General features: G+C 34.4%; 12 protein-coding genes. 11 read left to right on the top strand and 1 reads right to left on the bottom strand.

Annotation, left to right across the window (positions count from 1 at the left end; genetic code table 11):
• Genes AC4PRO_RS06960 through AC4PRO_RS06975 form a run of 4 tightly spaced genes read left to right on the top strand, consistent with a single transcriptional unit; the run spans position 1 to position 2543 of the window.
• A complete protein-coding gene (locus tag AC4PRO_RS06960) occupies positions 1-846 on the top strand; it encodes a phosphatidate cytidylyltransferase (RefSeq protein ID WP_492116831.1) in 846 nt (281 codons plus the stop codon).
• Positions 836-1489, top strand: a complete 654-nt coding sequence (locus tag AC4PRO_RS06965; RefSeq protein ID WP_492116832.1) for a phosphatidylserine decarboxylase family protein — start codon at positions 836-838, stop codon at positions 1487-1489. The genes AC4PRO_RS06960 and AC4PRO_RS06965 overlap by 11 nt, the downstream gene beginning before the upstream one ends.
• On the top strand, positions 1489-1758 hold the full coding sequence (locus tag AC4PRO_RS06970) for an acyl-CoA-binding protein (protein ID WP_074722873.1): 270 nt from the start codon (positions 1489-1491) through the stop codon (positions 1756-1758). The genes AC4PRO_RS06965 and AC4PRO_RS06970 overlap by 1 nt, the downstream gene beginning before the upstream one ends.
• A gap of 8 nt (positions 1759-1766) precedes the next feature.
• Positions 1767-2543, top strand: a complete 777-nt coding sequence (locus AC4PRO_RS06975; protein WP_074722874.1) for a superoxide dismutase — start codon at positions 1767-1769, stop codon at positions 2541-2543.
• A gap of 106 nt (positions 2544-2649) precedes the next feature.
• Here the strand turns inward: AC4PRO_RS06975 and AC4PRO_RS06980 are convergent, their stop codons facing one another.
• Positions 2650-4518 carry an alpha-amylase family protein gene (locus tag AC4PRO_RS06980; RefSeq protein WP_492116833.1) on the bottom strand — a complete coding sequence of 623 codons (1869 nt, stop codon included), beginning with the start codon at positions 4516-4518 and terminating at the stop codon, positions 2650-2652.
• A gap of 289 nt (positions 4519-4807) precedes the next feature.
• Here AC4PRO_RS06980 and AC4PRO_RS06985 point away from each other — a divergent pair, with 289 nt between their 5' ends.
• The 7 genes from AC4PRO_RS06985 to hemN all read left to right on the top strand — a co-directional run bounded on the left by AC4PRO_RS06985 (position 4808) and on the right by hemN (position 14708).
• Positions 4808-6469 (top strand): OstA-like protein, encoded by a 1662-nt coding sequence (locus tag AC4PRO_RS06985; RefSeq protein WP_492116834.1) that lies wholly within the window; start codon positions 4808-4810, stop codon positions 6467-6469.
• A gap of 52 nt (positions 6470-6521) precedes the next feature.
• Entirely contained in the window at positions 6522-7358 is an 837-nt protein-coding gene (gene lgt / locus AC4PRO_RS06990) for a prolipoprotein diacylglyceryl transferase (RefSeq protein WP_492116835.1), read from the top strand.
• Positions 7359-7398: 40 nt separating this feature from the next.
• Positions 7399-8595 carry an aspartate aminotransferase family protein gene (locus AC4PRO_RS06995; RefSeq protein WP_492116836.1) on the top strand — a complete coding sequence of 399 codons (1197 nt, stop codon included), beginning with the start codon at positions 7399-7401 and terminating at the stop codon, positions 8593-8595.
• A 128-nt stretch (positions 8596-8723) separates the two neighbouring features.
• On the top strand, positions 8724-10118 hold the full coding sequence (locus tag AC4PRO_RS07000) for a tetratricopeptide repeat protein (protein ID WP_074722879.1): 1395 nt from the start codon (positions 8724-8726) through the stop codon (positions 10116-10118).
• 2 nt (positions 10119-10120) lie between these two features.
• Complete coding sequence (locus AC4PRO_RS07005; RefSeq protein WP_492116837.1) at positions 10121-10870, top strand: shikimate dehydrogenase family protein; 750 nt, start codon at positions 10121-10123, stop codon at positions 10868-10870.
• A gap of 309 nt (positions 10871-11179) precedes the next feature.
• Positions 11180-13204, top strand: coding sequence for a DUF349 domain-containing protein (locus AC4PRO_RS07010; RefSeq protein WP_074722881.1), 2025 nt, complete (start codon positions 11180-11182; stop codon positions 13202-13204).
• A 139-nt stretch (positions 13205-13343) separates the two neighbouring features.
• Entirely contained in the window at positions 13344-14708 is a 1365-nt protein-coding gene (gene hemN, locus AC4PRO_RS07015) for an oxygen-independent coproporphyrinogen III oxidase (RefSeq protein WP_074722882.1), read from the top strand.
• Positions 14709-14735: the final 27 nt, after the last annotated feature.

The following is a 14735-nucleotide window of genomic DNA, read 5'->3' on the forward strand; positions in this document are numbered from 1 at the left end:
ATGAATGAAACCCTCAAGAGATCTATTTCAGGAGCTGTTTATGTTATTTTACTAATTGCCTCCATCCTAAATTCACCAGAAAGTTTCTTTATTCTGTTTGGAGTATTTCTCCTCATTGCTACTGTAGAATTTTGCAATTTAGTTAAAATTAATAAAATTATTCCTTTTATAATTGCCGCTACAACTTATATCCTTTTTTATAAAATAACAATTGCAACAAGCGGTACACTTTATCAGTTAAAATTTAACAAAACATTTGACTTGATTGTGCTCTCTTTCACATTGCTAGTTTTTCTAAAATGCATTCATTTTCTTTTTGATACTAAAATATTCCAAATTGATTCTTTTTCAAAATACATTTACTTAGTAGGTTACATCATATTCCCCTTTGTTATCATGACAAAAATTCCATTTGGAATTAACGGATACAACCCCAAAATCCTTATCAGTATCTTTATATTAATATGGACAAATGATAGTTTTGCCTATATAGTAGGAAAGTCTATTGGAAAAACAAAATTGTTCGAACGCATATCCCCTAAGAAAACGATTGAAGGATTTATGGGAGGAGTTGTGTTTTGCGTTATCGCCAGTTATTTAATATCAAAATATTACATTCAGATCGCTGAAGGAAAAATATTCATTTGGATTATCATTGCCTTAATAGTAGGCGTCTTTGGAACCATCGGTGATTTAATTCAATCTAAATTTAAACGGATTGCTGGGGTAAAAGACAGCGGAAAAATAATGCCGGGCCATGGTGGCGTGCTAGATCGACTAGATAGTGTTATATTTGTAGCACCAATTGTATTTTTATTTTATCAAATTTTAAACTATGTTTCATAAAGAAGGAACCAAGACTATTTTACTGGGTATAATTTTTACAGCAACTGTATTATTACTATCTGACAATTTTATTGACACCATTTGGCTTAGAAAGCTAATTCAAATTGGCGCTTTCTTGATATTAGTCATCATCTTACAATTTTTCAGAAACCCGAAAAGGTCTGTTATAATAAATGAAAACCAATTACTAGCTCCAGTTGATGGAAAAGTAGTTGTAATTGAAGAAGTTTATGAAGGAGAATATTTTAAGGACAAGCGTTTGCAAGTCTCTATATTCATGTCACCTATTAACGTACATGTAACTCGTTATCCAATGAGTGGAATTGTAAAATTTAGCAAATACCATCCTGGGAAATTTCTTGTTGCATGGCATCCAAAAGCGAGTGAGGAAAACGAACGAACTACCATTGTAGTTGAAAACAATACATTTGGTGCTGTTTTATACCGTCAAATTGCTGGAGCCTTAGCGCGTAGAATCGTGAATTATGCTGAAGAAGGTATGCAGGTTGTTCAAGGGACTGATGCTGGCTTCATTAAATTTGGTTCCAGAGTCGATTTGTTTTTACCTATTGGAACTCCAATCAATGTTGTGCTTAATCAAAAAGCAGTTGGAGGAAAAACTATTATTGCAACAAAAGAATAATGATTAAAAAAGAATTAGATACTAGATTTCAAGCAGCAGTTACTATCGCTTCTGGAATGACTCAGGCATCTTTACCACAGGATGTACAGCTACGTCTCTATGCCTGCTACAAACAGGCCACTTTTGGCACTTTAGAACCAAGGCAAACATCAACGTATCATTTGAGGGATGCTTTTAAAACTAATGCTTGGATGCAAATCAGCCATTTATCGGCTGATGAAGCAAAAGAGCAGTACATTGAAATAATCAATTCCCTTTCGGAAAAATAATACTATCAATGAAAAAAATATCTCTTTTAATATATTCCTTTCTTCTAATTAGCTTTTTAGTTTCTTGTAACAACAAAAAACTAACGGAAGTAGTTGAAGTACCATTGCCTACTGCGCAGGAAAAAGTAACTATTGGGTTTCCTGAAGATGTAAAAGCAAATAGCGGTTCATTTCAATTGGAAAAACTGCCTTATGGTTATGATGCTCTGGCACCCACAATATCGCCTTTGACGCTAGAGATGCATTATTCAAAACATTATTTAACCTATACCAATAATCTTAATAATGCCATTGCTGGGACTGAATATCAAAATCAACCTATCGAAAACATCTTAGCAAAGTTAGACCTAAACAATGCTGATTTAAGAAACAATGCTGGAGGATATTACAACCATACCCTGTATTGGAAATCAATGGCTCCAAATACAGGAGGAGCACCTAAAGATACATTGGCAAGCATAATATCACGAGATTTTGGCTCGTATGAAAATTTTGTTACGGCTTTTAAAACTGAGGCAACTAATCAATTTGGTTCTGCTTGGGTTTGGTTGGTCATTGACAAATCTGGAAAGCTAAAAATAACAAGCACTCAAAATCAAGACAATCCCCTAATGAAAAACGCTCTTGTTCCTGGAACTCCAATATTAGCTTTGGATTTATGGGAGCATGCTTACTACCTGGGATATCAATACCGAAGAAGAAATTATATTGACTCTTTTTTCAATGTGATTAACTGGGCTAAGGTTGGAGAAAATTACGAGGCCGCTCTAAGGCGAAAATACTAAAAATCAATACTAAGCAAAAAAAATGCTGATGAGCTACCAAAGTAGTAGGCATCAGCATTTTTAGTTTAACCCTTTAATTCTGTAGAACTAATCTATTAAAAAGACCTTATAGTTGGTAAATAAAGGACTCTGAAGGTGCAATTGTAATCTTCGCTTTTCCTTCTCCATTGACTACATGCAGCAGGATTGTGCTATTATTATAAATCTGGTCTGTAATAGTGTAATCACCATCCATTAAATTCCATATTGCTATAACATCTGAAGGAATTTTAAGTTCGAAATTACTGGTGGTAGTCCAAGAAAAATTAGTGACCACAATTAGTTTTTGAGTATCAGACCAACGCGTGAATGCATAAATACCTGGATCAAAACCCATTGTTAATTGCCTGTTCAAGGTTTGAATTTCTTGAAATTCGCCCATTAATGCAGAACTTCTAACAGAAAAATTAAGTAATCGTTTATAAAAATCTCTAAGCGACTTTTCCTTATCTGTAAGTTGTCCTCCGTCAAACTTGCCATTATTCATCCAACGCTGATGACTTGGCACTCCGACATAATCAAAAATTGAAGTTCTGGAATGTGTCCCGAAACCCCCATTTTCATTACCAGCCTCGCCCACTTCCTGCCCAAAATAAATCATGGTAGGCGCTGAACTAATTGTTGTAGAAACAACCATCAAAGGCTTTCCTTTTTCTGGAGTACCTGCAAATTCTGGACTAGCCAAACGTTGCTCGTCATGATTATCCAAAAAGTGCAACATATGATGTTCAATATCTTTCATTCCGCGCTGAATGTCTGAAAGTTCGTCAGGCAACACCTTTCCTTGAATCACTTCTTTTAATTTATCGTAGGTCTCCACCTTGTCATACAGATAATCCATTTTTCCTAAGCGAATGTAATTTCGGTATTCTCTAGGATTGTATACTTCTGCCAATAAAAAAGCATCTGCATTTTGCATCTTAATTGCTGAATTCATATAACTCCAAAACTCATAAGGAACCATTTCGGCCATATCATATCGAAATCCATCTACGCCCTTTGCCATCCAAAACAATGCGATATCTTTGAATTTTTTCCAGGAATCAGGTACCTCTTTGCCGTTCCAAAAGTCAAAATGTTCTGCCACTGATTTTGCATCATAGCCTGCAGGAAGCTCCGGAAAATCTTTAGTGCCGTCTGGACGGATACCGTAATTTACCTTTACCGTTTCATACCAGTCGTTCTTATCCGGTTTTGCCATGCTAGAGCCATTCCCAGTCCACTTAGCAGGAACTTCAGTGAATTTACCATCGCTCATTGGGTTTACTTCTCCATTTAATGGCGCAGCCGTATCCGGCACTTCAAAATGGGAGTTTGGGATATAATAGAAGTTATTATCCCTCTTATAGACTACAGACACATCGTCATCTGCCCCAAAGTCTCTAACGCCTTCAGGATTGTTTTTTCCTTCATATTTTCGTGCAATATGATTGGGTACAATATCAATTATCAACTTCAACCCTGCCTTATGAGTTCTCGCTATAAGTGCTTCAAATTCTTCTAAACGATGTGCCGGACTAACGGCTAAATCAGGATTTACATTGTAATAATCTTTTACGGCATAAGGAGAACCTGCTCTCCCTTTTACAACATCTGGGTCATCATTTGAGATGCCAACTGCCGTATAATCCCTAACTAAAGCATGGTGTGGCACTCCGGTGTACCAAATATAACTAACTCCCAAATCCTTGATTTCATCGAGCGCTTCATCCGTGAAATCATTAAACTTCCCTACTCCATTTTCTTCAATGGTTCCCCAAGGTTTGTTATTTCTATTTTTATTTCCGAACAAACGAGTAAAAACCTGATAGACAACTATTTTTTTTTCTCTGGTGGTATTTTCTTTTTCTGTATTCATTGGTAAAGCTGCAGTCTTACAAGCTACGGTGACAAGAACTAAAATTATCGACGCAATAAGTATTGTTTTTTTTATCATTTATGATTAGTTTTACTGCCTGTGCGATTTCATTTTTACAAAAATAAAGACTTAGACGTTTAGTTTTTAAATTTAATCTATTTTTTTAAAATTTCCAGTTTATCTCTATTAATCCGGGCGAATAAAGCATATAAAACAAGTACTACAACGAGAGAGTTTATCTATTTGTTCATAACTTAACAAACGAATTAAAACACCTCTGGTCCCTAATGATTTTGAATTTATAAATAAATGCTAATATAGATTAGGATTGTTTCCTTTTTCTTAAATTTGAAAAAAAATAAATCCATTGAAGAAGTACCTATTTTTCATCTGTTGTTGTTTAGCAATACTAAGTTCAAAATCAGTTTTGGCACAAGCACCAAAAAAAATTATTGTTGAACATTCTGATTTTGCAGATGTAAATCAAGCAGAAATGCCCGATGCCTTTTTACTTACTGGAAACGTGCGCGTTAATCACGATGGTATTGTCCTAACGTGCAATAAAGCCTATTATTTTCAAAAAGAAAATTACATTAAAGCTTTTGGAAATGTGCAATTAGTACAGGGAGATACTTTATTTCTCAATAGTAAATATGCGGAGTACAGTGGAAATGCAAAAAAAGCTTTTGCAACCGGCGAGGCTTTCATGAGTTCTCCAGATGCTACTTTAGCAACGGACACGATAAACTTTGATCGAAATTCCCAGGAAGTATATTACAATACAAAAGGAACAATTATCAATAAAGACAACACATTAGTAAGTAAATCCGGGAAATATTATGTGAATCAAAAAAAATTCCAGTTCTTAACGGCTGTTACCATCACTAATCCTACCTATGTAATTAAATCCAATCATGTGGATTATTTTACAAATTCAGGGCACTCCTATCTTTTTGGGCCATCCACTATTACTAGTAAGAAAAATTATATTTATACCGAAAAAGGGTTTTATGATACCAAAAGAAATCTGGGCCATTTCCTTAGAAAGTCTTATATAAAATATGAAGACCGACTCATTGAAGGAGATAGTTTGTATTATGATCGAAATAAAGAATTCGCTTCGGCAACCCGTAATGTAAAAATCACAGATTCTATCAATCGCGGAATTGTAAAGGGACATTATGCCGAAATATATAAAAAACAAGATTCTATGTTTGTCACTAAAAGAGCGGTAGCTGTGAATTTTGTCGAAAATGACTCCGTTTATATTCACGGTAAGAAATTAATGGTGACTGGTAAAGAGGGCGACCAAATTATTCGAGCCTATACTAATGTGCGTTTTTTTAAAACAGACATGAGCGGAAAATGCGACTCGATACATTCAAGTTCAAAAACAGCTTTAACAAAACTGATAGGAAACCCAGTACTATGGAATGGAGACAACCAGATTACAGGCGATGTGATGCATCTTATAGGAAACAATGCTACTCAAGAGCTCGATTCGCTCAAAGTACTCAATAACACCTTTCTAGTCTCTAAAGACACCTTGGGAACTGGATACAATCAGGTAAAAGGGCAAAATCTCTACGGAAAGTTTATAGAAGGCAAACTACATGATGTCGATATCGTAAAAAATGCAGAGGTAATCTACTATATGCGTAATGAAGCACAAGAACTCATTGGTATCAATAAAAATGTGAGTAGCAAAATCAATCTTATTTTAGAAGATAATGCTGTCGAAACGATTACTTTTTTCAAGCAAATTGACGGAGAAATCTATCCCGAAAAAGAGCTACCAGAAAACGCAAGAAAACTGAAGGGGCTTGTGTGGCGGGGTGATGAAAGGATTAAATCAAAGGAAGATATATTTTCGGATGAAGATAATGAACTCAACAATAAAATGATAAAAGAAGGTGAAAAGGAGGATTCAAAAGAAAATGTTCCGATGAAAATCCGAAAGGAAACTTTGAACTATGATAAAAAGAAAAGTTCCCAAGCTCCCAAAGGAGAAAAGAAAGACAAGAAGTAGTTTTCAGAATAAGAATTGATAATCAAAGCGCTACGATAAATAGATTATAAATATGACTGATAAAATTATTTACTGGAATACTGACTCTACAATTTTCTGGATAACAGATAGTTTTCCCCTAAAGTATTATGGAATATTGTTTGCCATCGGGATTTTACTTGCCTATAGTATCGTTAAAAAAATATTTATTAAAGAAAAGGTTTCAGTAGAAATATTAGCTAGCCTTTTGGTATATATTATTGTCGGAACAATTTTGGGAGCAAGATTAGGACATTGTTTCTTTTATGAACCCACTTATTTTTTTCAACATCCAATGGAAATTATATTGCCCATAAAAAAAATTGCAGGGGTATATAAATTTATTGGCTTCCAAGGTTTAGCAAGTCACGGTGGAATTATTGGAGTGTTGATCTCAATTTTATTGTTTTACAGAAAAAACAACATAAATCTATTTTGGCTTCTCGATCGTATTGCAATCGCAGCTCCAGTTGCCGCAACTTTTATCAGGTTAGGTAATTTTATGAATTCGGAGATTTATGGAAAACCAACCAACGGGAATTGGGGAATTGTTTTTCAAAAAGATGATTTGATACCCAGACACCCCACACAATTGTATGAAGCTTTCGCTTATTTTTTAATTTTCATACTCTTGCAATTTTTATATAAATCAAATTATACAAAACGAGGCGATGGTTTACTATTTGGTATTTTTCTAGTATTATTATTTTCAGCACGGTTAGTAATCGAGTTTTTTAAAGAAAATCAAGAGACTTTTGAAAATCAGATGCCTTTAAACATGGGACAAGTATTAAGTATTCCTTTTATTATTTTTGGCGTACTGATAATTCTATGGAGACTCAAAACTCGACAAGTAAATCCAATAGTTTAAAAACTATTCTTTATCCTTTTTAAAACTTTAAGCAAAAAACGTGAATCAAGATTTCTTACAATATCAGGCACAAACTTCTCCCTATCCATTAGGTATGGAAGTATCCTATGCAAAAGGTTCTTATATCTACGACACCAATAATAAAAAATACCTTGATTTTGTGGCAGGTGTTTCGGCTTGTACGCTAGGACACCAACCGCCGAGAGTAAACCAAGCCATTAAAGATCAATTGGATAAATATTCGCATGTGATGGTCTATGGGGAATATTCCCAAAGCCCAGCAGTAGAATATTGCAAGCTTTTAGCATCTCTCCTACCGCCACCTTTAGACAAGACGTATCTCGTTAACTCAGGAACAGAAGCCATTGAAGGAGCGTTAAAGCTGGCACGACGCGTTACGGGTCGCAGTCAATTGATTTCTTGTCACAATGCCTATCATGGAAATACCATGGGCTCGATGAGTATAATGGGTTTTGAGGAGCGCAAACAAATTTTTCGCCCTTTAATCCCTGACGTCGATTTTATCACCTTTAACAATGAAGCCGACTTAGCGAAAATAACGACAAAAACCGCAGGTATAGTTTTAGAAACAATTCAAGGTGGTGCTGGATTTATTCAACCTCATAATGATTTTTTAAAAAAAGTACGCACACGCTGCACCGAAGTGGGAGCGCTAATGATTCTTGATGAAATCCAACCGGGCTTTGGAAGAACAGGAAAACTATTTGGTTTCCAGAACTACGATGTCGTCCCTGATGTTGTTGTAATGGGAAAAGGAATGGGAGGCGGAATGCCTGTAGGCGCTTTTACTGCATCAACGGTGATGATGGATTTACTAAGTGATAATCCAAAACTGGGACATATCACCACTTTTGGAGGGCACCCTGTCATTGCGTCAGCCTGCCTGGCTACTTTGCAAGAAATTACTGAAACCGATCTGATGCCCAAGACTCTAGAGAAAGAAATGCTGTTTAAATCACTTTTGGTACACCCTTTGATACAAGAAGTTCGAGGAAAAGGGTTAATGCTGGCCGCAATGACAAGTAGCGCAGCAATAACGAATGAAGTGATTTTAAAATGTCAAGACAAAGGCCTTATTTTATTCTGGTTACTATTTGAAGGATGCGCGATAAGAATTACGCCGCCACTTACAATTTCAGACGATGAAATACGTGAAGGTTGCGCAATAATGCTAGAAGTAATGAATGAAATACTTTTGTCGACTAAAATTGATTAACAGATAACAACAGCTAAATAAATAATTATTATTTTGTTAATTAAATTGTTCACAACAATTCTAAATTTTCTTCGCAACAGCAGTAAGGATGCCTAATTTTAAATAGGCCAAATTCTAAAAACAAAAGTATGCAATTAAGCAACGAAGAAGAAGACTATAACTTATCCCTTAAAAAATTTGAGTCTATGTTGAAAACCAACAAAGTGCTCTTTTTTGACTCGGAAGAATTTGAAGAAATTATTCTTCATTATCTCGATATGGGTAAGGCCGCACTGGCAAAAAAAGCACTTAAGCTTGCACTAGATCAACACCCTAAATCAACTGGTTTAAAACTGGTTCAAGTGGAAATGCTCGTGTATGACGACAAACTGGATATAGCGGAGAAATTACTCAATGAGCTATATGCGATCGAACCTACGAATGAAGAAATTTTCATTCAAAAAGCAAATATTTATTCGAAAAGAGACCAACATGAGAAGGCGGTTGAACTACTAAATACTGCTTTAGAATATACGGATGATTATGCTGATGTGTATAATTTAATTGGGATGGAATATCTATTTATGGATAATCTAGAAATGGCAAAACAAAGTTTTATCAAATGTCTCGAAGAAGACCTTGATGATCAATCCGCACTTTATAATGTAGTGTATTGTTTTGAATTTTTAGATCAAAATTTAGACGCGATCGCTTATTTGAACAAATACATCGATAAAAACCCTTATAGCGAAATAGCCTGGCATCAAATGGGTCGTTTATATTATGGGGTAAAAGATTATGAAAATGCCATTCGTGCCTTTGATTATGCCACTTTAATCGATGATGAATTCCTTGGTGCTTTCATGGAAAAAGCAAAAGCTTACGAACGATTAAACAAATATCAAGAGGCGATTGAAAGTTACAGCCGTACCATCGAATTAGATGATGCCACTAGTTATGCTTTGCTTCGAATAGGTAAATGTCATGAAAAATTAGGCAATAAAGTTCTAGCACTTAAATTTTTCAATCAGACGGTTCATGAAGATCCGCTTTTAGATAAAGGATGGATTGCAATCACCGATTTTTATGTACGACAAAAAAACTATCAGAAAGCGTTATTTTATGTCAATAAAGCGTTAGCAATTGACAATCAAAATCGTTTGTACTGGAAGCGCTATGCCACGATAAACAAAAATATGAATTTCTTTGAAGAAGCTGAATTTGGCTTCAGAAAAGCAGTGGAGTTTGGGGATCATGAATTAGACACTTGGTTATTTTGGGTGGACATCCTTCAGTTTTTAGGTGAGTTTGAAAGTGCTATCCAAACCTTGCTGCAAGCCTCTGAATATTATCCTGAAGAAAATGAAGTAGAATACCGTTTAGCCGGACTGTACTTTATGATTCAAGACAACACGAAAGCAAAATTTCATTTGAGTAATGGCTTGCGTTTAAACTTTGACAACTACATTATTCTTGAAGATATGTTTCCTGTAGTTTGGACAAAAAAAATGGTACAGAATTACATTGCAAAACATAAAAAATAAAAATGTCCGATATAATAAGAAAACGATATGGTTTATTAGGTCGAAATATTAGCTATTCCTTTTCTAAAGGGTATTTCACTGACAAGTTCAACAATGAAAATTTCATAGGTTGCACATACGAAAATTTCGATATTGAAGAAATCACTTCTTTTCCTGAAGTAATAAAAACTAATTCAAGTTTAAAAGGAATGAGTGTTACGATTCCATATAAAGAATCAGTAATCCCTTTTTTAGATAAATTATCAAAAAAGGCAGCACTTATTGGAGCTGTCAATACGATTAAGATTACAAAAAAAGGAAAAATAAAAGGCTACAATACTGATTATTATGGCTTTAAAAAAGCACTAGAACCTTTATTGCAGCAACATCATAAAAAAGCACTAATCTTGGGTACGGGAGGCGCCTCTAAGGGAGTTGCTTTTGCTTTAGATGAATTGGATATTGCATATACCTTTGTCTCCAGAGAGGCCAAAGAAAACAGTATTGACTATAATCGAATCAATGCGACTACTTTTGACAATTACCAAATTATAATAAACGCCACTCCTGTGGGTACAAGTCCTAATACAGAAGCATTTCCATTAATTCCGTACGACTACTTCACAGATAGGCATATCGCTTTTGACTTGATTTACAATCCTGCCGAAACGCAATTTCTAAAAAAGGCAAAAGAAAAAGGAGCAAAAATTAAAAACGGCTATGATATGCTCGTTTTCCAAGCCGAAAAAGCGTGGAAGATCTGGAATAAATAATTATCCCCTTTATAAAATATTCCTGCGTTAAATGGCTGCGCCACGATATTTAAATTCAGTACGTTATTCTTAGCACAAAACAGCTAAGTTACTCGTTATTAACCCTATAAAAACCAGCTCTCATAGCAGCAGCATCCTTTTTTATCTCCTTTTTTAGGATAAAAAAGATATAGCGAATAGCAGGAAATTGCTTCAAAAAATTTCTAAATTTAACATAAAACGACTATAAATAAGGTAATTATTTTGTATTTCAATATTCCTTTACTATCTTTCGTTTTCGATAAAATAGGAACCTTAAACATTGAAAAAATGTTAGAAGAAAAGAATGACAACCTGCAACAAGCAGATGGAAATGTAGCTAATGATTCAAATGAATCTGTTCAAGTGGAGACTGCAATCACAGAAACCGAAGCGATTACCGAAGATACCGCTACTGAAACACCAGAGACTGTAGAACATAATGCTGTTTCCACTCCTGAAGAAGAAGTGGCTAACACAGCTGCCGTCACTGAACATGCAAATCAAAAAGCGTTAAACTCAATAGATGATTCTAATGCCGAGGAAAGTGAGGACGAAACCTTAAAAGACCGTCACCATATCCCGATGAAAGATTATGATACATTATCGATGGAGCAACTTGTAGATGAACTGCAAATTCTGGTTGAAAACGATAAAGTTATGTCAGTTAAAGATCATGTTGAAGAAATTAAAAAAGCCTTTTTAACACAGTACAACCATTTTATCGAAGAGAAAAAAGAGGAATATCTTGCCGAAAATCCTGATACGACAGAGGATTTTCAATACCATTTCCCTTTAAAATCTAAGTTTGATCAATCTTACGCTACTTATAGAGATAATAAAAATACACATTTCAAGAGTTTACAAACGAATTTGAAATCTAATTTAGAAAATAGATTAGCTATTGTTGAAGAGTTAAAAGAGCTAATCAATCCGCAGGAAAACATAAAAGATACTTTAAAGCATTTTAATGAATTAAGAGACCAATGGAAAAATGCGGGTTCGATTCCAAAAGACAAATACAATCACGTATGGAATAACTACCATTTTCATGTAGAAAATTTCTATGACTATTTACATCTTGATCGCGAGGCTAGAGACTTGGATTTTAAACATAATTTAGAGCAGAAGCAAAAGATTGTGGCGCGTGTTGAGGAACTTGTGAATGAAGCGGACATAAATAAAGCTTTTAGAGAATTACAAGACTTGCATAAAATCTGGAAAGAAGATATAGGACCTGTTTCTAAAGAACATCGTGATGTCATCTGGAACCAATTTAGTGATTTGACTAAACAAATGCACGACAAACGTGAGGTTTTATTTGAAAAACTAAGAGGTACTGAACTGGAAAATCTAGAAAAGAAAAAAGAAATTATTGCTGCGATTGCCGTGTTAGCGACCGTAAAAGTAAACGCTCATTCGCAATGGCTTGCTCAAATTGAAAAAGTAGAAGCATTAAGAACTGCTTTTTTCTCTGCAGGAAAAGTACCTTCAGATGTTAACGAAGACACTTGGGGTGCTTTTAAATTAGCAGTAAGAAATTTTAATTCTTTTAAAAATTCATTTTACAAAGACATTAAAAAAGAGCAAAATGAGAATTTAGCCAAGAAAAATGCGTTGGTAGTTAAAGCACAAGAATTACAAGAAAGCACTGATTTTGCTGCTACTACTCCGATCATGAAGAAAATTCAGGACGAATGGAAGCAAATAGGTCATGTTCCAAGAAAATATTCAGATAAAATCTGGAAAGAGTTTAAAGATGCCTGCAATCACTATTTCAATAAGCTAAAAGAGCAAAAAGATGAAGATAGCGTTGAAGAAATAGAAGCTTTTGACAAGAAGAAAGCATATTTAGAAACTTTGCGTGAATACCAATTGACAGGAGATCATAAAACCGATTTAGATGCCATAAAACTTCACATTGAAACGTGGAAGAATTTTGGAAAAGTTCCTTTTCCGAGAAGGCATATTGAAGGGAAATTTAATAAAATCCTAGATGCGCTTTTTGAAAAATTAAGCTTGAGTAAAAAAGATACAGACATGTTGCGTTTTTCTAATCGAATGGATCATTTATCTGAAAATAATGATACTCGAAAAATAGAAAATGAAAAGATTTTCTTGATGCGCAAGATTGAAGAAGTTCAAAATGAAATATTCCAATTGGAAAATAACATTCAGTTTTTTACTAACACAAGAAATGCAAAAAAAGAAAATTCAATTGTTTTAGAAGTTAGAAAAAACATTGCTATCCATAAAGAGAGTTTAGACGTTTGGAAAGAAAAACTAAAGCAGTTAAGAAATATAAAGCAAGAATAAAATAATAAAGCACTATAGGTATAAGCCTCATTCTAAAAATAGAATGGGGCTTTTTTTTATACTACCATCCGAGTATGATAATTATCATTTTAATTTTTATAAAATCAATTTACTTTTGATTACTGAAAATTGATATCTCATGAAAAATTCTTTAATCCAAAAATATAATGTTCCCGGCCCAAGATATACCAGTTACCCAACAGTCCCGTACTGGCACGAAGCGGACTTTGTATATCAAAATTGGGTCGATACATTGCAAAAATCGTTTGCGGAAAGTAATTCCACAGAAGGTATCAGTCTCTACATACATCTTCCTTTTTGCGAAAGTTTATGTACTTTTTGTGGTTGTAACAAACGCATTACCAAAAATCATAGTTTAGAACATCCTTATATCGATGCTGTCTTAAAAGAATGGTCTTTATATTGTAAAATTCTAGGCGAAAAACCAATAATAAAAGAAATCCATTTAGGCGGTGGGACACCCACTTTTTTTTCTACTAAAAATTTAGAAGATTTGATTAATGGAATTTTTTGTTATGCCACAAAGGCAAAAGACTATGAATTTAGTTTTGAAGGACATCCTAACAACACTACTTACGAACACTTACAAAAGTTATATGATTTAGGATTTAGAAGAGTCAGTTTTGGTGTTCAGGATTATTCTGAAAAAGTTCAAAAGGCCATTCATCGCGAGCAACCCTTTCACAATGTAGCTAAAGTAACTTTCTGGGCTAGAGAGATTGGCTACACTTCGATAGGACACGATATTATTTTTGGTTTGCCGTTTCAGGAAGTAGAAGATGTAATTGATACCATTGAAAAAACAAAGTCGTTGCAGCCGGACCGCTTGGCATTTTATAGCTATGCCCATGTACCTTGGATAAAAGGAAATGGACAACGTGGCTTTAAAGATCAAGACATACCAAAAGATAATGAAAAGAGAAAGTTATATCAAATAGGTAAGGAATTACTACAGGCAAATGGTTATTATGAAATAGGAATGGATCATTTTGCATTAAAAACGGACAGCTTATATGAAGCATACGAAAACGGCGAACTGCATCGTAATTTCATGGGCTACAGCTCCTCAAAAACACAACTAATGATTGGTTTAGGTGTGTCCTCAATAAGCGACAGCTGGTATAGCTTTGCGCAAAATGAGAAAAAAATAGAAGATTATTACCAAATCTTGGAATGGGATAAATTACCCATCTTCAGAGGCCATCTGTTAACAGATGAAGACCTCATCATACGAAAACACATCTTAAATTTAATGTGCGAGTTTTCAACTAGCTGGACAAATGAATCTACTTATTTCAAAGAAATACCCGAAGTACTTATTCAACTAAAAGAAATGGAAAAAGATGAACTGCTACAAATCAATAAAGACAGTATTCAAGTCACAGAAAGTGGTAAGCCTTATATTCGTAACATATGCATGGCATTTGACCTACATTTAAAACGAAAAGCTCCAGATACCCAATTATTCTCGATGACAATTTAGAATAAGTCGATAAAAACTATAAAAAAA

Source organism: Flavobacterium sp. DW-iso2, assembly GCF_058725285.1.